At 73.1% G+C, this 13,707-nt stretch carries 12 protein-coding genes; 5 read left to right on the plus strand and 7 right to left on the minus strand.

The window, feature by feature from the left end; translation table 11 throughout:
* Complete coding sequence (locus ACTWLT_RS22520) at positions 1 to 1,488, plus strand: phytoene desaturase family protein (RefSeq protein ID WP_445320104.1); 1,488 nt, start codon at positions 1 to 3, stop codon at positions 1,486 to 1,488.
* A 9-nt stretch (positions 1,489 to 1,497) separates the two neighbouring features.
* Here ACTWLT_RS22520 and ACTWLT_RS22525 read toward each other — a convergent pair whose 3' ends face one another.
* Together ACTWLT_RS22525 and metF are read right to left on the minus strand one after the other, a co-directional pair.
* On the minus strand, positions 1,498 to 2,187 hold the full coding sequence (locus ACTWLT_RS22525) for a CDP-alcohol phosphatidyltransferase family protein (RefSeq protein ID WP_252420443.1): 690 nt from the start codon (positions 2,185 to 2,187) through the stop codon (positions 1,498 to 1,500).
* A 43-nt stretch (positions 2,188 to 2,230) separates the two neighbouring features.
* Positions 2,231 to 3,148 (minus strand): methylenetetrahydrofolate reductase [NAD(P)H], encoded by a 918-nt coding sequence (gene metF, locus ACTWLT_RS22530; protein ID WP_252420441.1) that lies wholly within the window; start codon positions 3,146 to 3,148, stop codon positions 2,231 to 2,233.
* 288 nt (positions 3,149 to 3,436) lie between these two features.
* Between metF and ACTWLT_RS22535 the strand changes: the two genes are divergently transcribed.
* On the plus strand, positions 3,437 to 3,826 hold the full coding sequence (locus ACTWLT_RS22535) for a helix-turn-helix domain-containing protein (protein WP_445320105.1): 390 nt from the start codon (positions 3,437 to 3,439) through the stop codon (positions 3,824 to 3,826).
* Positions 3,827 to 3,835: 9 nt separating this feature from the next.
* On the plus strand, positions 3,836 to 4,918 hold the full coding sequence (locus tag ACTWLT_RS22540) for a polyprenyl synthetase family protein (protein WP_445320106.1): 1,083 nt from the start codon (positions 3,836 to 3,838) through the stop codon (positions 4,916 to 4,918).
* Positions 4,919 to 5,049: 131 nt separating this feature from the next.
* Here the strand turns inward: ACTWLT_RS22540 and ACTWLT_RS22545 are convergent, their stop codons facing one another.
* Positions 5,050 to 5,439 (minus strand): Rv2175c family DNA-binding protein, encoded by a 390-nt coding sequence (locus ACTWLT_RS22545; RefSeq protein ID WP_252419642.1) that lies wholly within the window; start codon positions 5,437 to 5,439, stop codon positions 5,050 to 5,052.
* A gap of 167 nt (positions 5,440 to 5,606) precedes the next feature.
* On the opposite strand from ACTWLT_RS22545, the gene pknB reads away from it, so the two are divergent.
* Positions 5,607 to 7,589: a Stk1 family PASTA domain-containing Ser/Thr kinase gene (gene pknB / locus ACTWLT_RS22550; protein WP_445320107.1), complete on the plus strand. Its 1,983-nt coding sequence runs from the start codon at positions 5,607 to 5,609 to the stop codon at positions 7,587 to 7,589.
* Positions 7,589 to 8,455 (plus strand): deoxyribonuclease IV, encoded by an 867-nt coding sequence (locus ACTWLT_RS22555; RefSeq protein WP_445320108.1) that lies wholly within the window; start codon positions 7,589 to 7,591, stop codon positions 8,453 to 8,455. The genes pknB and ACTWLT_RS22555 overlap by 1 nt, the downstream gene beginning before the upstream one ends.
* A gap of 124 nt (positions 8,456 to 8,579) precedes the next feature.
* Here the strand turns inward: ACTWLT_RS22555 and ACTWLT_RS22560 are convergent, their stop codons facing one another.
* The 4 genes from ACTWLT_RS22560 to ACTWLT_RS22575 form a co-directional block, all read right to left on the minus strand.
* Entirely contained in the window at positions 8,580 to 9,611 is a 1,032-nt protein-coding gene (locus ACTWLT_RS22560) for a threonine aldolase family protein (RefSeq protein WP_445320109.1), read from the minus strand.
* Between the two features lie 166 nt (positions 9,612 to 9,777).
* Positions 9,778 to 11,184 (minus strand): class II 3-deoxy-7-phosphoheptulonate synthase, encoded by a 1,407-nt coding sequence (locus ACTWLT_RS22565; protein WP_252419638.1) that lies wholly within the window; start codon positions 11,182 to 11,184, stop codon positions 9,778 to 9,780.
* Positions 11,185 to 11,264: 80 nt separating this feature from the next.
* Positions 11,265 to 11,774, minus strand: a complete 510-nt coding sequence (locus ACTWLT_RS22570; RefSeq protein ID WP_445320110.1) for a nuclear transport factor 2 family protein — start codon at positions 11,772 to 11,774, stop codon at positions 11,265 to 11,267.
* Positions 11,775 to 11,954: 180 nt separating this feature from the next.
* Complete coding sequence (locus ACTWLT_RS22575) at positions 11,955 to 13,568, minus strand: glycosyl hydrolase family 18 protein (protein ID WP_252419636.1); 1,614 nt, start codon at positions 13,566 to 13,568, stop codon at positions 11,955 to 11,957.
* Between the last annotated feature and the right edge of the window lie 139 nt (positions 13,569 to 13,707).

Consider the following 13,707-nt stretch of genomic DNA (forward strand, 5'->3'; position numbering starts at 1 on the left):
ATGGCGCGGATCGTGGTCGTCGGCGCCGGGGTGGGTGGTCTCGCCACCGCCGCCCGGCTGGCCGCCACCGGGCACCAGGTGACCGTCTTCGAGGCCGCCGACACGGTCGGCGGCAAGCTCGGCCGGTACGTGCACGACACCCCGGCCGGGTCGTTCCACTTCGACACCGGGCCGAGCCTGCTCACCCTGCCCGAGGTGTTCCACGACCTGTTCGAGGCGACCGGGGCGAAGCTCGACGAATACCTGGACCTCGCTCCACTGGACCCGATCGTCCGGCACGTCTTCCCCGGCGACGGTCCGGCCCTGGACTCCTGCGCCGACCCGGCGGAGTTCGCCACCCGGATCGGGGCGGCCTTCGGTGACCGGGCCGCGGCCGACTGGCAACGACTGTGGCGCCGGGCCACGCGGGTGTGGAACGCCTCCTCGCGGGACATCCTGCGCCGTACCGTCGACTCCCCCCGCGACCTCGCGTCGCTGGCCTGGCGCGTCGGTGACCTGGCCGCCATCGCCCCGGGCCGCACCCTGCGCGGGCTGGGCCGCCGGTATCTGTCCGACCCGCGGCTGCGGATGCTGCTGGACCGGTACGCCACCTACACCGGCGCCGACCCGCGCCGCGCGCCGGCGGCGCTGGTCGCGGTCCCCTACGCCGAGCTGACGTTCGGCGGCTGGTACCTGCGCGGCGGCCTGGGCACCCTCGCCGACGCGCTGCTGACCCGCTGCCTGGACCTCGGCGTGGTCGTGCAGACCGGCGCCGCCGTGACGCGCATCGACGCCGCCGGAGGCCGGGTGCACGGGGTACGCCTCGCCGGCGTCGCCGCGCCGGTGCCCGCCGACGTGGTGGTGGCGAACGTGGACGCGCTCACCGTCTACCGCGACCTGCTGCCGCACCCACGCCGGCTGGCCGGGCTGACCGACCGCAGCCTGGCCGGTTTCGTGCTGCTGCTCGGCGTCTCCGGCAACACCGGGCTGGCGCACCACAACGTCTTCTTCCCCCGCGACTACGACGCGGAGTTCGACGCGGTCTTCGGCGACCCGGGGCGCGGCGTACGGGCCCGGCCGGCGGCCGACCCGACGGTGTTCGTCACCGTGGCCGACGACCCGATGGTCCGCCCGGCCGGGCACGAGGCGTGGTTCGTGCTGGTCAACGCCGCCCGGCAGGGCACCGCCACGGGCGCGGTCGACTGGCGACGCCCGGGGCTGGCCGACGCGTACGCCGACCGGATCCTGGACGTGCTGGCGCAACGCGGCGTCGACGTCCGCGACCGGCTGCTGTTCCGGGAGGTCCGCACCCCGGCCGACCTGGACGCGGCGACCGGCGCGCCGGGCGGCTCGATCTACGGCACCGCCGGTGGGCTGCTCCGCCCGGCCAACCGGGGCCCGGCGCACGGCCTGTGGCTGGTGGGCGGCTCCAGCCACCCCGGCGGCGGGCTGCCGATGGTGACCCTCTCCGCGCAGATCGTCGCCGACGAGATCGGCCCCGCCTGGTAGGTGCGGGGGTCAGCCGGCGTCGAGCAGGGCGCGGCGGACGGTGGAGAGCAACTGTCCCAGGCCGAAGCCGGCCAGCAGCACCCACACCGCGGTCGCCATGGTGATGGTGCCGGCGGCCAGGTCCGGCTCGATCAGCCCGGCCAACCCGGCGACCAGCAACCCGACCAGCGCCACCGAGACGCGGGTGGGGCGTTCGCCCACCGTCACCGCGCCGATGTCGCGCATGCCGGCGGAGACCGCCCGGGCCCGGACGTACTCGTGCAGCCAGGACAGCGCGCCGCCCGCGACGACCAGCGCGCCCGGCGCGCCGACCAGCCAGAACGCCAGCAGCCAGGCCACCTCACCGAGCCGGTCGGCGAGCGAGTCGTAGACGTAGCCGAGCCGCGTGGTGCGGCCGGTGGCCACGGCCACCGCCCCGTCCACGCTGTCGGCCACCGAGGCGAGCAGCACGAACAGCGCGCCGAGGAACGGCCCGTTCCCCGGCCGGGTCGCCAGCAGCGGTACGCAGAAGCACAGCAGCACCCCGGCCACGGTGACCGCGGTGGGGCTGACCCGCAGCCGGCCCAGCACGTACCCGACGTGGTACGCGAACCGTAGCCAGGCGCGTACGACCGGCGCGGCGGTCCGGGGGTCGAACCCGCCGTGCAACCGTGCCCACGCCGTGGCGTACTGGTCCCAGTTCAGCTGTGTGCCCACCACTGATCAACCGTCGTGCGGGGCAACAGGTGTCGCAGACTCTCGGTCACACCCGTGCGCCGGCCTTGAGGTTCTGCCACACCTCGCGGGTGGCGGTGGACCGGTTGAGGGTGATGAAGTGGATTCCCGGCACACCCTCGTCCAACAGCCGGCGGCACATCTCGCTGGCCTGCTCGATGCCGAGCCGGCGGACCGCCTCGGGGTCGTCGGCGACCCGCTCGAAGCGCGCCGCCAGCGCCGGTGGGAAGGGCGCCCCGGACAGCTGCACGGACCGCTCGATGGTGCCGATCTGGGTCACCGGCATCACGCCGGCCAGGATCGGGGTGTCGCAACCGGCGGCGGCGACCCGGTCCCGCAGTCGCAGGTAGTCGTCGGCGTCGAAGAACATCTGCGTGACCGCGAACTCGGCACCGGCCCGGCACTTGCGGACGAAGTGCGCGGTGTCGCTGGCCACGTCCGGTGAGCGGGGATGCTTATACGGGAAGGCCGCCACACCCACGCTGAAGTCACCGGCGTCGCGCACCAGGCGGACCAGGTCCTCGGCGTAGTCCACACCCTCGGGGTGGCGCACCCATTCGCCGCCCGGGTTGCCCGGCGGGTCGCCGCGCACCGCCAGCACGTTGCGCACGCCCACCCCGGCGAGCCGGCCGATCACGTGCCGCAGCTCGGCGACGGAGTGGTTGACCGCCGTCAGGTGGGCCATCGGCAGCAGGGTGGTCTCGGTGGCGATCCGCTCGGTCACCGCCACCGTGGTGTCCCGGGTCGAGCCGCCCGCCCCGTAGGTGATCGACACGAACGACGGGCGCAGCGACTCCAGCTCGCGGATCGCCTGCCAGAGCAGCCGCTCCCCCGCCTCGGTCTTGGGCGGGAAGAACTCGAAGGAGAAGGTCGGCTGACGGTCACGGATGAGCTCCCCGATCGCCGGCTGCGGGTTGGGGAGTACCGAGGGAAGACCGAGCGCCACGACCCGACTCTAGCGGGCGGTGCCACCGCCACCCAGACGCTTCCCACGCCAGCGCACGGATCGAGGAATCCGTGTGCGTACCGGGCTCCCGTCCGGCGGCCGGCGCCGCCCCGGCGCGCCACGGCCCGGCGGGGGCGGAGACGTCGTACCCACGGGGTAGGAACAGGTGGCGCGGGAGGGGCGGCGGGGGCGGCCCGGGGGGCCGCGTGGGGGTCAGCAGCCGACCGGTGACGCCGGCCGCTCAGGCGGGCGGGTCGTCACCGCACCGACGCCCCTCCGGGAGGACCGATGACCCCGCCCCCATCACCGCGCCCGCCACAGCTCGGGCCGCTGCTCGTCCGGCGCCGGTTGGCCCGGGGCTGGAGCCAGCAGCGCACCGCCGCCGAGTTGTGTGCCGCCGCCGGGGTGCCGACGCTGAGCCGGCACGAGGTGTCCCGGTGGGAACGGCAGCGGCGCATCCCCGGAGGGTTCTGGCTCGGTTGGCTCGCCGTCGTGCTGGACGTGCCGCTGGTGGTGCTCGCCGAGGCCGCCGCGAGCGCCCGCCGGGCCGGTCCGGGGCGGGTCGCCGGCCCGGGCCGGGCCACCGCGGCCGGTGCGCGGCCGGCCGGGCGGACGGGCCCGGGTCGCGCCGCCGGGACTACGCGTGGCGGTGGAGCGCGGGCCGCGCCGACCGGCTAGCGTCGTGGCGTGACCCACGCTGCTCCCGTGTCTCCCGTCGACCGCGCCGGCCTGCGGCAACGGGTCGACAAGGCCCTCACCGAGTTCCTGGCCGCCCAGCGGGCCCGGTTGACCGGCGTGGACGACGCCCTGGTCCCGGTGGCGGAGGCGATCGAGGCGTTCGTGCTCGGCGGCGGCAAGCGGCTGCGTCCGGCCTTCGCGTACTGGGGGTTCCGGGGCGCCGGCGGGGTGGACGCCGACCAGGTGCTCACCGCCCTGGCGGCGCTGGAGTTCGTGCAGGCCAGCGCCCTGATCCACGACGACCTGATGGACCGCTCCGACACCCGGCGTGGTGAGCCGGCGGTGCACCGCCGGTTCGCGGCCCGACACCGGGCGGCCGGCTGGGGCGGCGACCCGGACGGGTTCGGCGACGCCGCGGCGCTCCTGCTCGGTGACCTCTGCCTGGTCTGGTCCGACGAGCTGCTGCACTCGGCGGGGCTGGATCTGCGGGCGGTGGCCCGGGCCCGGCCGGTCTTCGACGAGATGCGCACCGAGGTCACCGTCGGGCAGTACCTCGACGTGCTGACCCAGGCCACCGGGGACACCTCGGTGGAGCGGGCCAGCAAGGTCGCCCGGTACAAGTCGGCGAAGTACACGGTGGAACGCCCGATGCTGCTCGGCGCCGCACTGGCCGACGCGACGGCCGACGTGCGGACGGCCTATTCGGCGTACGGGCTGCCGCTGGGCGAGGCGTTCCAGCTCCGCGACGACGTGCTGGGGGTCTTCGGTGACCCGGCGCTGACCGGCAAGCCGGCCGGGGACGACCTGCGCGAGGGTAAGCGCACCTACCTGGTGGCGGCGGCCGTGGAGGCCACCGACGACGCCGGCCGGGAGTTGCTGCTCAGCCGACTCGGCGACCCCGAGCTGGACGAGCAGGGAGTGGCCCGGCTACGCGAGCTGATCTCCGCGAGCGGGGCACTGGCCCGCACGGAGCAGCGCATCGTCACGCTCACCGACAGCGCACTGGCGGCGCTCACCGCCGTCGACCTCGACACCGAGGCCCGCCAGGCCCTGGTGGACCTGGCCATAGCCGCCACCCGCCGCGCCGACTAACCCCCACCCCCACCCCGCGCCCCCGGTCCCCTCACCCCGGTCGATCATGAAGTTAGCGGCGTGACACGCCGGTGCGGACGTCGCCAACTTCATGATCGACGCGGGGGGTGGGGGGAGCGGGGTTGAGGGCGTTAGAAGCCCAGGGCTTGGGCTCGGCGTTTGACTTCGCGGGCCTGGTCGCCGGAGAGAGCGGCCGCCGGGGTGGCACCGGGGAGGGTGTCGTCCGGCTCGTAGAGCCAGCGCAGCGCGGCCTCGTCGTCGTAGCCGTTGTCGGCGAGCAGGTTGAGCACACCGGGCAGGTGCTTGAGCACGGTCTGGTTGGCCACCAGGTCCGCCGGCACCCGGCGGACGCCGTCGCGGCGGACCGCCAGCAGCTCCCGGTCGCGGATCATCTGGTGCACCTTGCTGATCGACACGTCGAGGCGCTCGGCGACGTCGGGCAGGGTGAGCCAGGCGGCCGGGTCGGCGGGTCCGGCGAGTTCGAGGCCGGGCACGGCCTCGTCGGGTACGGGTTCGGTCACCCGATCACCCTGCCACGCCACCGGCCGGACGGGCCACCGGCACCCCGGATGACCGGCCCCGACCCGGCGGGACGGGAGCGGCGAACGCGGCGGGACGGACCAGTTCCTCACCCGGGCTGTAGCATCCTGTTCAACCTTCGCCCCCTGGACACATAGACTCCCTGCCGATGGACACACAGGTCGCCGACACGTTGCTGGGCTCGCTGATCGACGGGCGCTACCGCATTCGCGGTCGCGTGGCCCGTGGCGGCATGGCGACCGTGTACACCGCCACCGACGAACGCCTCGAGCGCACCGTCGCCGTAAAGATCATCCACCCGACCCAGGCCCCCGAGGCCCGGGCGCGGATCGCCAACTTCGTGACCCGGTTCACCGACGAGGCGAAGACCATCGCCCGGCTGACCCATCCGAACGTGGTGGCGGTCTACGACCAGGGCACCCACGCCGGCCTGCCGTACCTCGTGATGGAGTACGTGCGCGGCCGTACGCTGCGCGACGTGCTGGCCGAGCGACGCCGGCTCAACCCCGACGAGGTGCTGGCCATCGCCGAGCAGATGCTCGCCGCGATCGCCGCCGCGCACCGGGCCGGCCTGGTGCACCGCGACGTCAAGCCGGAGAACGTGCTGGTCGCCGAGGCGCCCACCGGTGGCGTCGCCAACCTGGTGGACAGCGTCGTCAAGGTGGCCGACTTCGGGTTGGCCCGGGCTGTCGAGGCCAGCGCCGACGAGGAGCAGGGCAACCAGCTGATGGCCACCGTGGCGTACGTCGCCCCGGAGCTGGTCACCGAGGGCCGGGCCGATCCGCGCACGGACGTCTACTCGGCGGGCATCGTGCTGTTCGAGATGCTCACGGGCCGGGTGCCCTACGACGGCGACCGCCCGGTGGACGTCGCCTGGCAGCACGTCGACCGGGACGTACCGGCGCCCTCGACGCTGGTCCCCGGCCTGCCGTCGGTCCTCGACGACCTGGTGCAGCGCGCCACCCGACGCGATCCCGACGCCCGGCCCGCCGACGCCGGTGCCTTGCTGGCCCAGGTGCAGGCGGCCCGGGAGAACCTGGGCGACGCCAACAGCCGTACCGCCGTGCTGCGCCGGGTGACCGACGAGCCGCCGGTCTCCCAGCCGACGATGATGGTCGCCACGGTCCGTCCGGCCGAACGCCCGTCCTGGGCCCGGCTGCCCGAGGGCGGCCAGGGGCCGGGTCGGCGGCGGGCGGCCCCGGAGCCGGCGGAGAGCCCGTGGTCCCGGCTCGCCGAGCTGCGCCGCACGGTGATGGGCAACCCGCAGGGCCGGCTGGCGGTCGCGGCCGTGGTGGTCGTGCTGGGTCTGATGGCCGCGGTCGGCGGCTGGTGGTTCGGCGTCGGCCGCTACACGGCCGCCCCGCAGTTGGTCAGTCTGAGCAAGGCCGAGGCGCAGGCGCAGGCCGACCGCGCCGGGCTCACCCTGGCCTTTGACGAGCCGCGCTACGACGAGAAGGCCCCGAAGGACAGCGTGCTGGGGCAGGACCCGGCGTCGACCACCAAGATCGTCAAGGGCGGCACGATCAGGCTGACCCTCTCCCTCGGCCCGGAGCGCTTCCCGGTGCCGGACGTGATCGGCAAGGAGTTCGAGCTGGCCGAGGCGGACCTGGTCAACGCGAAGCTGGTCGTGGCCAAGGGCACCGCCCGCTACGACGACAGCCTGCCGGCCGGTGTCGTGGTGGACAGCTCCCCCAAGGTGGGCACCGAGGTCAAACCGGGCGCGAAGATCACCCTCATCCTGAGCCGGGGTCGGGCGCCGGTGTCGGTGCCGAACCTCGTCGGCAAGAGCCTGACCGATGCCCGGGCGACCCTGGCCCAGCTCAACCTGGTGCCGGTGGAGACGTACAAGGACTCCGACAAGCCCAAGGACGAGATCCTGGGTCAGAGCCCGGCCGACGGCTCCGGCGTGGAGAAGGGCACCGAGGTCAAGCTGGAGATCAGCAAGGGTCCGCCGCTGGTGGTGGTGCCCCGGGTGGTCGACCTGCCCTGCCCGCAGGCCAAGCAGGTGCTGGAGAGCCAGGGCTTCCCGGTGGCGATCCAGTTCAACCCGAACGCCGTGGTCCGATTCCAGAACCCGGGCGAGAACTCGCAGGTGCCGCCGGGCACCCAGGTCACCATCGGGTGTCTCTGATGCCGGTGACCCACTCCCGACCGGTCGGCACGCACACCTCCACCTCCGGAGGGCTGGCCAAGGCGGCCCTGCCGTACGCCGACGCGACCGGCGCCGAGGTGGTGCAGGTCTACGTCTCCAACTCGCGGGGCTGGGCGCTGCCCGCCGGCGACCCGGCGCAGGACGCGCTGTTCCGCGACGGTTGCGCCGAGCGGGGCATCCCCGCCTTCATCCACGCCTCGCTGCTGGTCAACCTGGGCTCGCCCACACCGGCCACCGTCGAGCGGTCGACGCAGACGCTGGCGCACGCGCTGCGTCGGGGCGTCGCGATCGGCGCCCGGGCGGTGGTGTTCCACGCGGGCAGTTCCGTCGACGAGGGGTACGCGGAGGCGGCGATGCGGCAGGTCCGCCAGGAGCTGCTGCCGCTGCTGGACTGGGCGGCCGAGGTCGGCGGGCCGATGCTGCTGGTCGAGCCGAGCGCGGGCGGCGGGCGGTCGCTCGCCTCCCGGGTGGAGCAGCTCGGGCCGTACCTGGACGCGGTGGACCGGCACCCCATGCTGGGGGTGTGCTTCGACACCTGCCACGCCTGGGCCGCCGGGCACGACCTGGCCGCCGAGGGCGGGATGACGGCGACCCTGGACACGCTGGTGGCCACGGTGGGAGCGGACCGGCTGCGGCTGGTGCACGCCAACGACTCGAAGGACCTGTGCGGCTCCACCCGGGACCGGCACGAGAACATCGGCAAGGGCACCATCGGCGAGCCCGCCTTCGCCGAGCTGATGGCCCACCCGGCCACCGACGGCGTCCCGATCGTCGTGGAGACCCCCAGCGAGAAGCAGCTCGGCCACGCCGCCGACATCGCCACCCTGACCCGCCTCCGCCCCTAACCCACCCAGCCCCACCCCACCCCACCCAGCCCAAGCTGTTGATCAAGAGGTTTGCGTCATCCGGAGACCGGAACCTGACGCAAACCTCTTGATCAATCCAGGCAGGGCGGGGGCGGGGCGGGGATCAGGTGGAGAGGACCTTGGTCAGGACCTTGGTGGCGCGGTCGATGCCGGCGTCGTCGAGGTCCAGGTGGGTGACCAGACGGGCGGTACGCGGGCCGAGCACCGAGATCAGGACGCCCTCGGCGCGCGCGGCGGCGGCCAGGGAGCGCGCGTCCAGCGCGTGCTTCGTCAGGTCCAGCGGGACCAGGTTGGTGCGGACCGTGGTGGCGAGCACGCCGAACGGCGCGACCGCCTCGGCGAGCCGGGCGGCCTTGGCGTGATCCTCGGCCAGCCGGTCGACGTGGTGCGCGAGCGCGTACCGGCCGGCGGCGGCGAGGATGCCGGCCTGACGCATGCCGCCGCCCATCCGCTTGCGGATCAGCCGGGCGCGTTCGATCTTGTCCCTGCTGCCCACCATCAGCGAGCCGACCGGCGCACCGAGGCCCTTGGAGAGGCAGACGGACAACGTGTCGAAGAGCCGGCCGTACTCGATCAGGGGCACCCCGTCGGCGACGTGCGCGTGCCAGATCCGGGCGCCGTCGCAGTGCAGCGCGACCCCCGCGTCGTCGGAGACCCGGCGCAGCTCCCGCAGCGTGGACAGCGGGATCACCCCGCCACCGCCCCGGTTGTGGGTCTGCTCGACGGCGATCGCCCGGGTGGGGACGGCGAAGTAGCCGTCCGGCCGGATCATCCCGGCGACCGTCTCCGGGTCGATGTCCGCGCCGACGGCAGGCCAGGTCCGCGAGGAGATCCCGCCGTACGCGGCCGCGGCGCCGATCTCGTACGTGACGACGTGCGCGTCGGCGTCGCAGAGCAGCTCGTCGCCGGGCGGGACCAGCAGTTGCAGGGCGATCTGGTTGGCCATCGACCCGCTCGGGGCGAACAGCGCCGCCTCGTGCCCGAACAGCGCGGCGACCTCGGTCTCCAGCGCGTTGACGGTCGGGTCCTCGCCGTAGACGTCGTCACCGACCTCGGCGGCGGCCATCGCCTCCCGCATGCCCGGGGTCGGCCGGGTCACCGTGTCGGACCGCAGGTCCACGAAATTGTCAGCCACGATTGTCCTTTCGGCTGCCGACTGTGGGGCTCGCACGCTCACTCCTCGCGTCAGCCACGATTGTCCTTACGGCTGCCGACTGCGGGGCTCGCACGCTCACTCCTCGCGTCAGCCACGATTGTCCTTACGGCTGCCGACTGCGGGGCTCGCAAGCTCACTCCTCGCGTCAGCCACGGAGCATCTCCGCCACCAGGAAGGCCAGCTCCAACGACTGCTGGGTGTTGAGTCGCGGGTCGCAGGCCGTTTCGTACCGGTCGGGCAGGTCGAGGTCCTCGATGCCCTGGGCACCACCGAGGCACTCGGTGACGTCCTCGCCGGTCAGTTCGACGTGCAGGCCACCGGGGTGGGTGTCCAGCCCCCGGTGCACCTCGAAGTAGCCGAGCACCTCGTCGACGATGCGGTCGAAGTGCCGGGTCTTGTAGCCGTTGGACGACTCGTGCGTGTTGCCGTGCATCGGATCGCACTGCCAGACCACCTTGGCGCCGGCCGCGGTGACCTTGGCCACGATCGGCGGCAGGGCGTCGCGCACCCGGTGGTTGCCCATCCGGCTGATCAGCGTGAGACGGCCGGGGACGTTGTCCGGGTTGAGCTTCTCGCACAGCTCGATCGCCTCGTCCGGCGAGGTGGTCGGGCCGAGCTTGACGCCGATAGGGTTGGCGATCCGGGAGATGAAGTCGATGTGCGCGCCGGTGATCTGCCGGGTGCGCTCGCCGACCCACAGGAAGTGCCCGGAGAGGCCGTACGCCCGGCGGTCGGAGACCCGGGTGAGCGCCCGGTCGTACTCCAGGGCGAGCGCCTCGTGGGAGCAGTAGAGGGTGACGGTGCGCAAAGCCTCGTCGTCGGTCATGCCGCAGGCCCGGATGAAGGCCAGCGCCCGGTCGATCTCCCGGGCGATCGCCTCGTAGCGCTCCCCGGCCGGGGAGTTCTTCACGAAGCCCTTGTTCCAGTCGTGCACCGCGTGCAGGTCGGCGAGCCCTCCGGCGAGGTACGCCCGGAGCATGTTCATGGCCGCCGCCGAGTTGGCGTACGCCCGGATCATGCGCTGCGGGTCGGCGACCCGGGCGGCCGGATCGGCCTCCAGCGAATTGATCATGTCTCCGCGGTAGGCGGGCAGGCCGCGCGCGTCGGTGGGCAGTGAGCGGGGCTTGGTGTACTGCCCGGCGACCCGGGCGACCTTGACGACCGGCAGCGACGCGCCGTAGGTGAGCACGATCGCCATCTGGAGCAGCGTGCGGGCGTTGGCCAGCAGGTGACTCTCGGTGTTGTCGGCGAAGGTCTCGGCGCAGTCACCGCCCTGGAGCAGGAACGCCTTGCCCTCGCAGACCAGGGCCAGCTTCTGCCGGAGCTGGTCCACCTCGTAGGGCGCGACGACCGACGGCACGGTGTCGAGCACCTTGCAGACCTCGGCGACGGTGGCCGGGTCGGACCACGGCGGGGTCTGCTCGCGGGGCAGCTCCCGCCAGCGGTCCAGACCGAGGGCCGCGTCCTCGGCGGAGTCGATGGTCGGCCGGCTGGTCTGCAGGCCCGGGCTGCTCACGGCGGGATGGCTCAGCTGATGCCACTCATGGCGCATGACAGAAAGCGTACGGCGACCATGGGCACCCCCGGGCGGCGAGGGGGACGGTTCCGCACGGTGGGAGATCCGGGGCGGGGTCAGGACGCGGGCGAGGGGACGACGCCGGTCGGCGTCGCGCCGGCGGCCGGGGCACCACCCGGCGCCTCCCCCGCGATGCACCAGTCGCCGCCGTCGCGGGTGACGGTGAACACCAGCGGTCGGGTGACGGTGCGCTTGCCGGCGGTGACCGAGACCGAGACGCTGACCTCCTGGCCCCGTGGGCCGGACCGGATGTCGGTGATGGCCGCCTCGGGCACCTGGAAGTGGTCGGCGAAGTCGCCGTTGGGGCCGGTGGCGCTCAGGTCGAACCCGTCGTGCAGCAGCGCGCAGAGCTGGCTGCGGCCGGCGGCGACGTCCTTGGCGGTCATCGCGTCGAGGTACGCCTGCACGCGCTCGCGCGAACGGGTGGCGGCCTCCTCGGCGGGGGCACGATCGGGCTTGGCGGCCGGCTCCTCGCCGCCACCGCCGAGCCCGCAACCGGCCAGGGCGAGCGGCAGGAGCACCAGCGCGGCGGCGGTCACGGCCAGCCTGCGGTGGGTCGGGCGCATGGCCACCTCCGTCGACGGGGACATCGAAACTGCCGAGCCGCGAGTCTGCCACATCCGGGTCGACCCGCCCAACGCCGGCGGCCCGGCCGACGCTGGGCGTCGACCGGGCCGCTACGTCACGGGCGGGGAGGGACGGTGCGGGCCCCTCCCCGCCGTGTGGGTGGTGCGTCGGCCCTCGGCTCAGCCGAGACCGCCCTTGATGGCGCCGATGAGCTCGCCGTTGCTGGTGTCACCGGAGAGCTCCCAGAAGAAAGCGCCACCGAGGCCCTGATTCTTCGCGTACGTCATCTTGCCGTTGATGGTCGACGGGGTGTCGTAGCTCCACCAGTTGCTGCCGCACTTGGCGTACGCGGTGCCGGCGATCGTGCCGGTGGCCGGGCAGGTGTTCTTGAGGACCTTGTAGTCCTCGATGCCCGCCTCGTAGGTGCCCGGCGCCGCACCGGTGGCACTGCCGCCCGGGGCGGCCTGGGTGACGCCGGTCCAGCCCCGGCCGTAGAAGCCGATGCCGAGCAGCAGCTTGTTGGCCGGTACGCCCTTGCTCTTGAGCTTCTGGATCGCCGCGTCGGAGTTGAAGCCCTGCTGCGGGATGCCGGTGTACGACGTGAGCGGTGAGTGCGGGGCGGTGGGGCCCTGGGCGTTGAACGCGCCGAAGTAGTCGTAGGTCATCGGCATCAGCCAGTTGAGGTTACCGATGGCACCGGCGTAGTCGGTGGCGTCGATCTTGCCGCCGTTGCTGCCGTCCGCGGTGATCGCGGCGGTGACCAGGGCGTTGGACCCGAACTTCGACCGCAGCGCGCTGATCACGTTCTTGAACGCGTTCGGACCGCTGGTGTCACAGGTCAGGCCGCAGGCGTTGGGGTACTCCCAGTCGACGTCGATGCCGTCGAAGACGTCCGCCCAGCGCGGGTCCTCGACGAGGTTGTAGCAGCTCTCGGCGAAGGCGGCCGGGTTCTGCGCGGCCTGCGTGAAGCCGCCGGACCAGGTCCAACCGCCGAAGGACCAGATCACCTTGAGGTGCGGGTTCATCTGCTTGAGCTTGCGCAGCTGGTTGAAGCTGCCGCGCAGCGGCTGGTCCCACGTGTCGGCGACGCCGTCGACGCTGTCCGCCGCGGTGTACGCCTTCTCGTAGTCGGCGTAGCTGTCACCGATGGCGCAGCGGCCGCCGGTGGTGTTGCCGAAGGCGTACAGGATGTGGGTCAGCTTGGCGGCCGAGCCGCTGGTCTGGATGTTCTTGACGTGGTAGTTGCGGCCGTAGACGCCCCACTCGGCGAAGTAGCCGACGACCTTCTTGTCACCAGGGTTGGTCGGCGGCGGGGTGGTCGGCGGTGGCGTGGTCGGCGGCGGGGTGGTGGGCGGCGGAGTGGTCGGCGGCGGCGTGGTGGGCGGAGGGGTGCCACCGCCGCATGCCGCGCCGTTGATGGTGCAGTTCAGCGGCGCCTTGTAGGCGCCGGTGCCGTTGTAGCCCCAGCTGAACGAGGCACCGGGGGCGATCCCGCCGGCCCAGCTCTTCTTGACCGCGACGTAGTGGTTGCCGCTGCTGGTCACGTCGGCGTCCCAGGAGCTGCTGATGGTGGTGCCCGACGGCAGGTCGAACTCGATGCGCCAGGTGCTGACCGTGGCACTCGACCCGTTGGTGACGGTCACCCTCGTCTCGTGACCGGTCCCCCAGTCCTGTGCCTTGGTGAACGTGGTGGTGACCGTGCCGGCGCCGAACGCGGTGGTCATCGGCACCGCTGTGACGGCCACGGCGACCACGGCACCGGCCCAGAGGGCCCGGCGGAGCGATCTTTTCATGAGGCGTCTCCCGAACTGTTAGGAAACTTTCCAAAAGAGATGGTGAGACGGTACTCACGGCGTCATCACTTCGTCAAGATGTGCATGTTTCGATTTCTCCTGGTGCGTGGAGTGCGACGGCTCCCCGCCCGGCACCGGC

This window comes from Micromonospora yongxingensis (assembly GCF_052601155.1).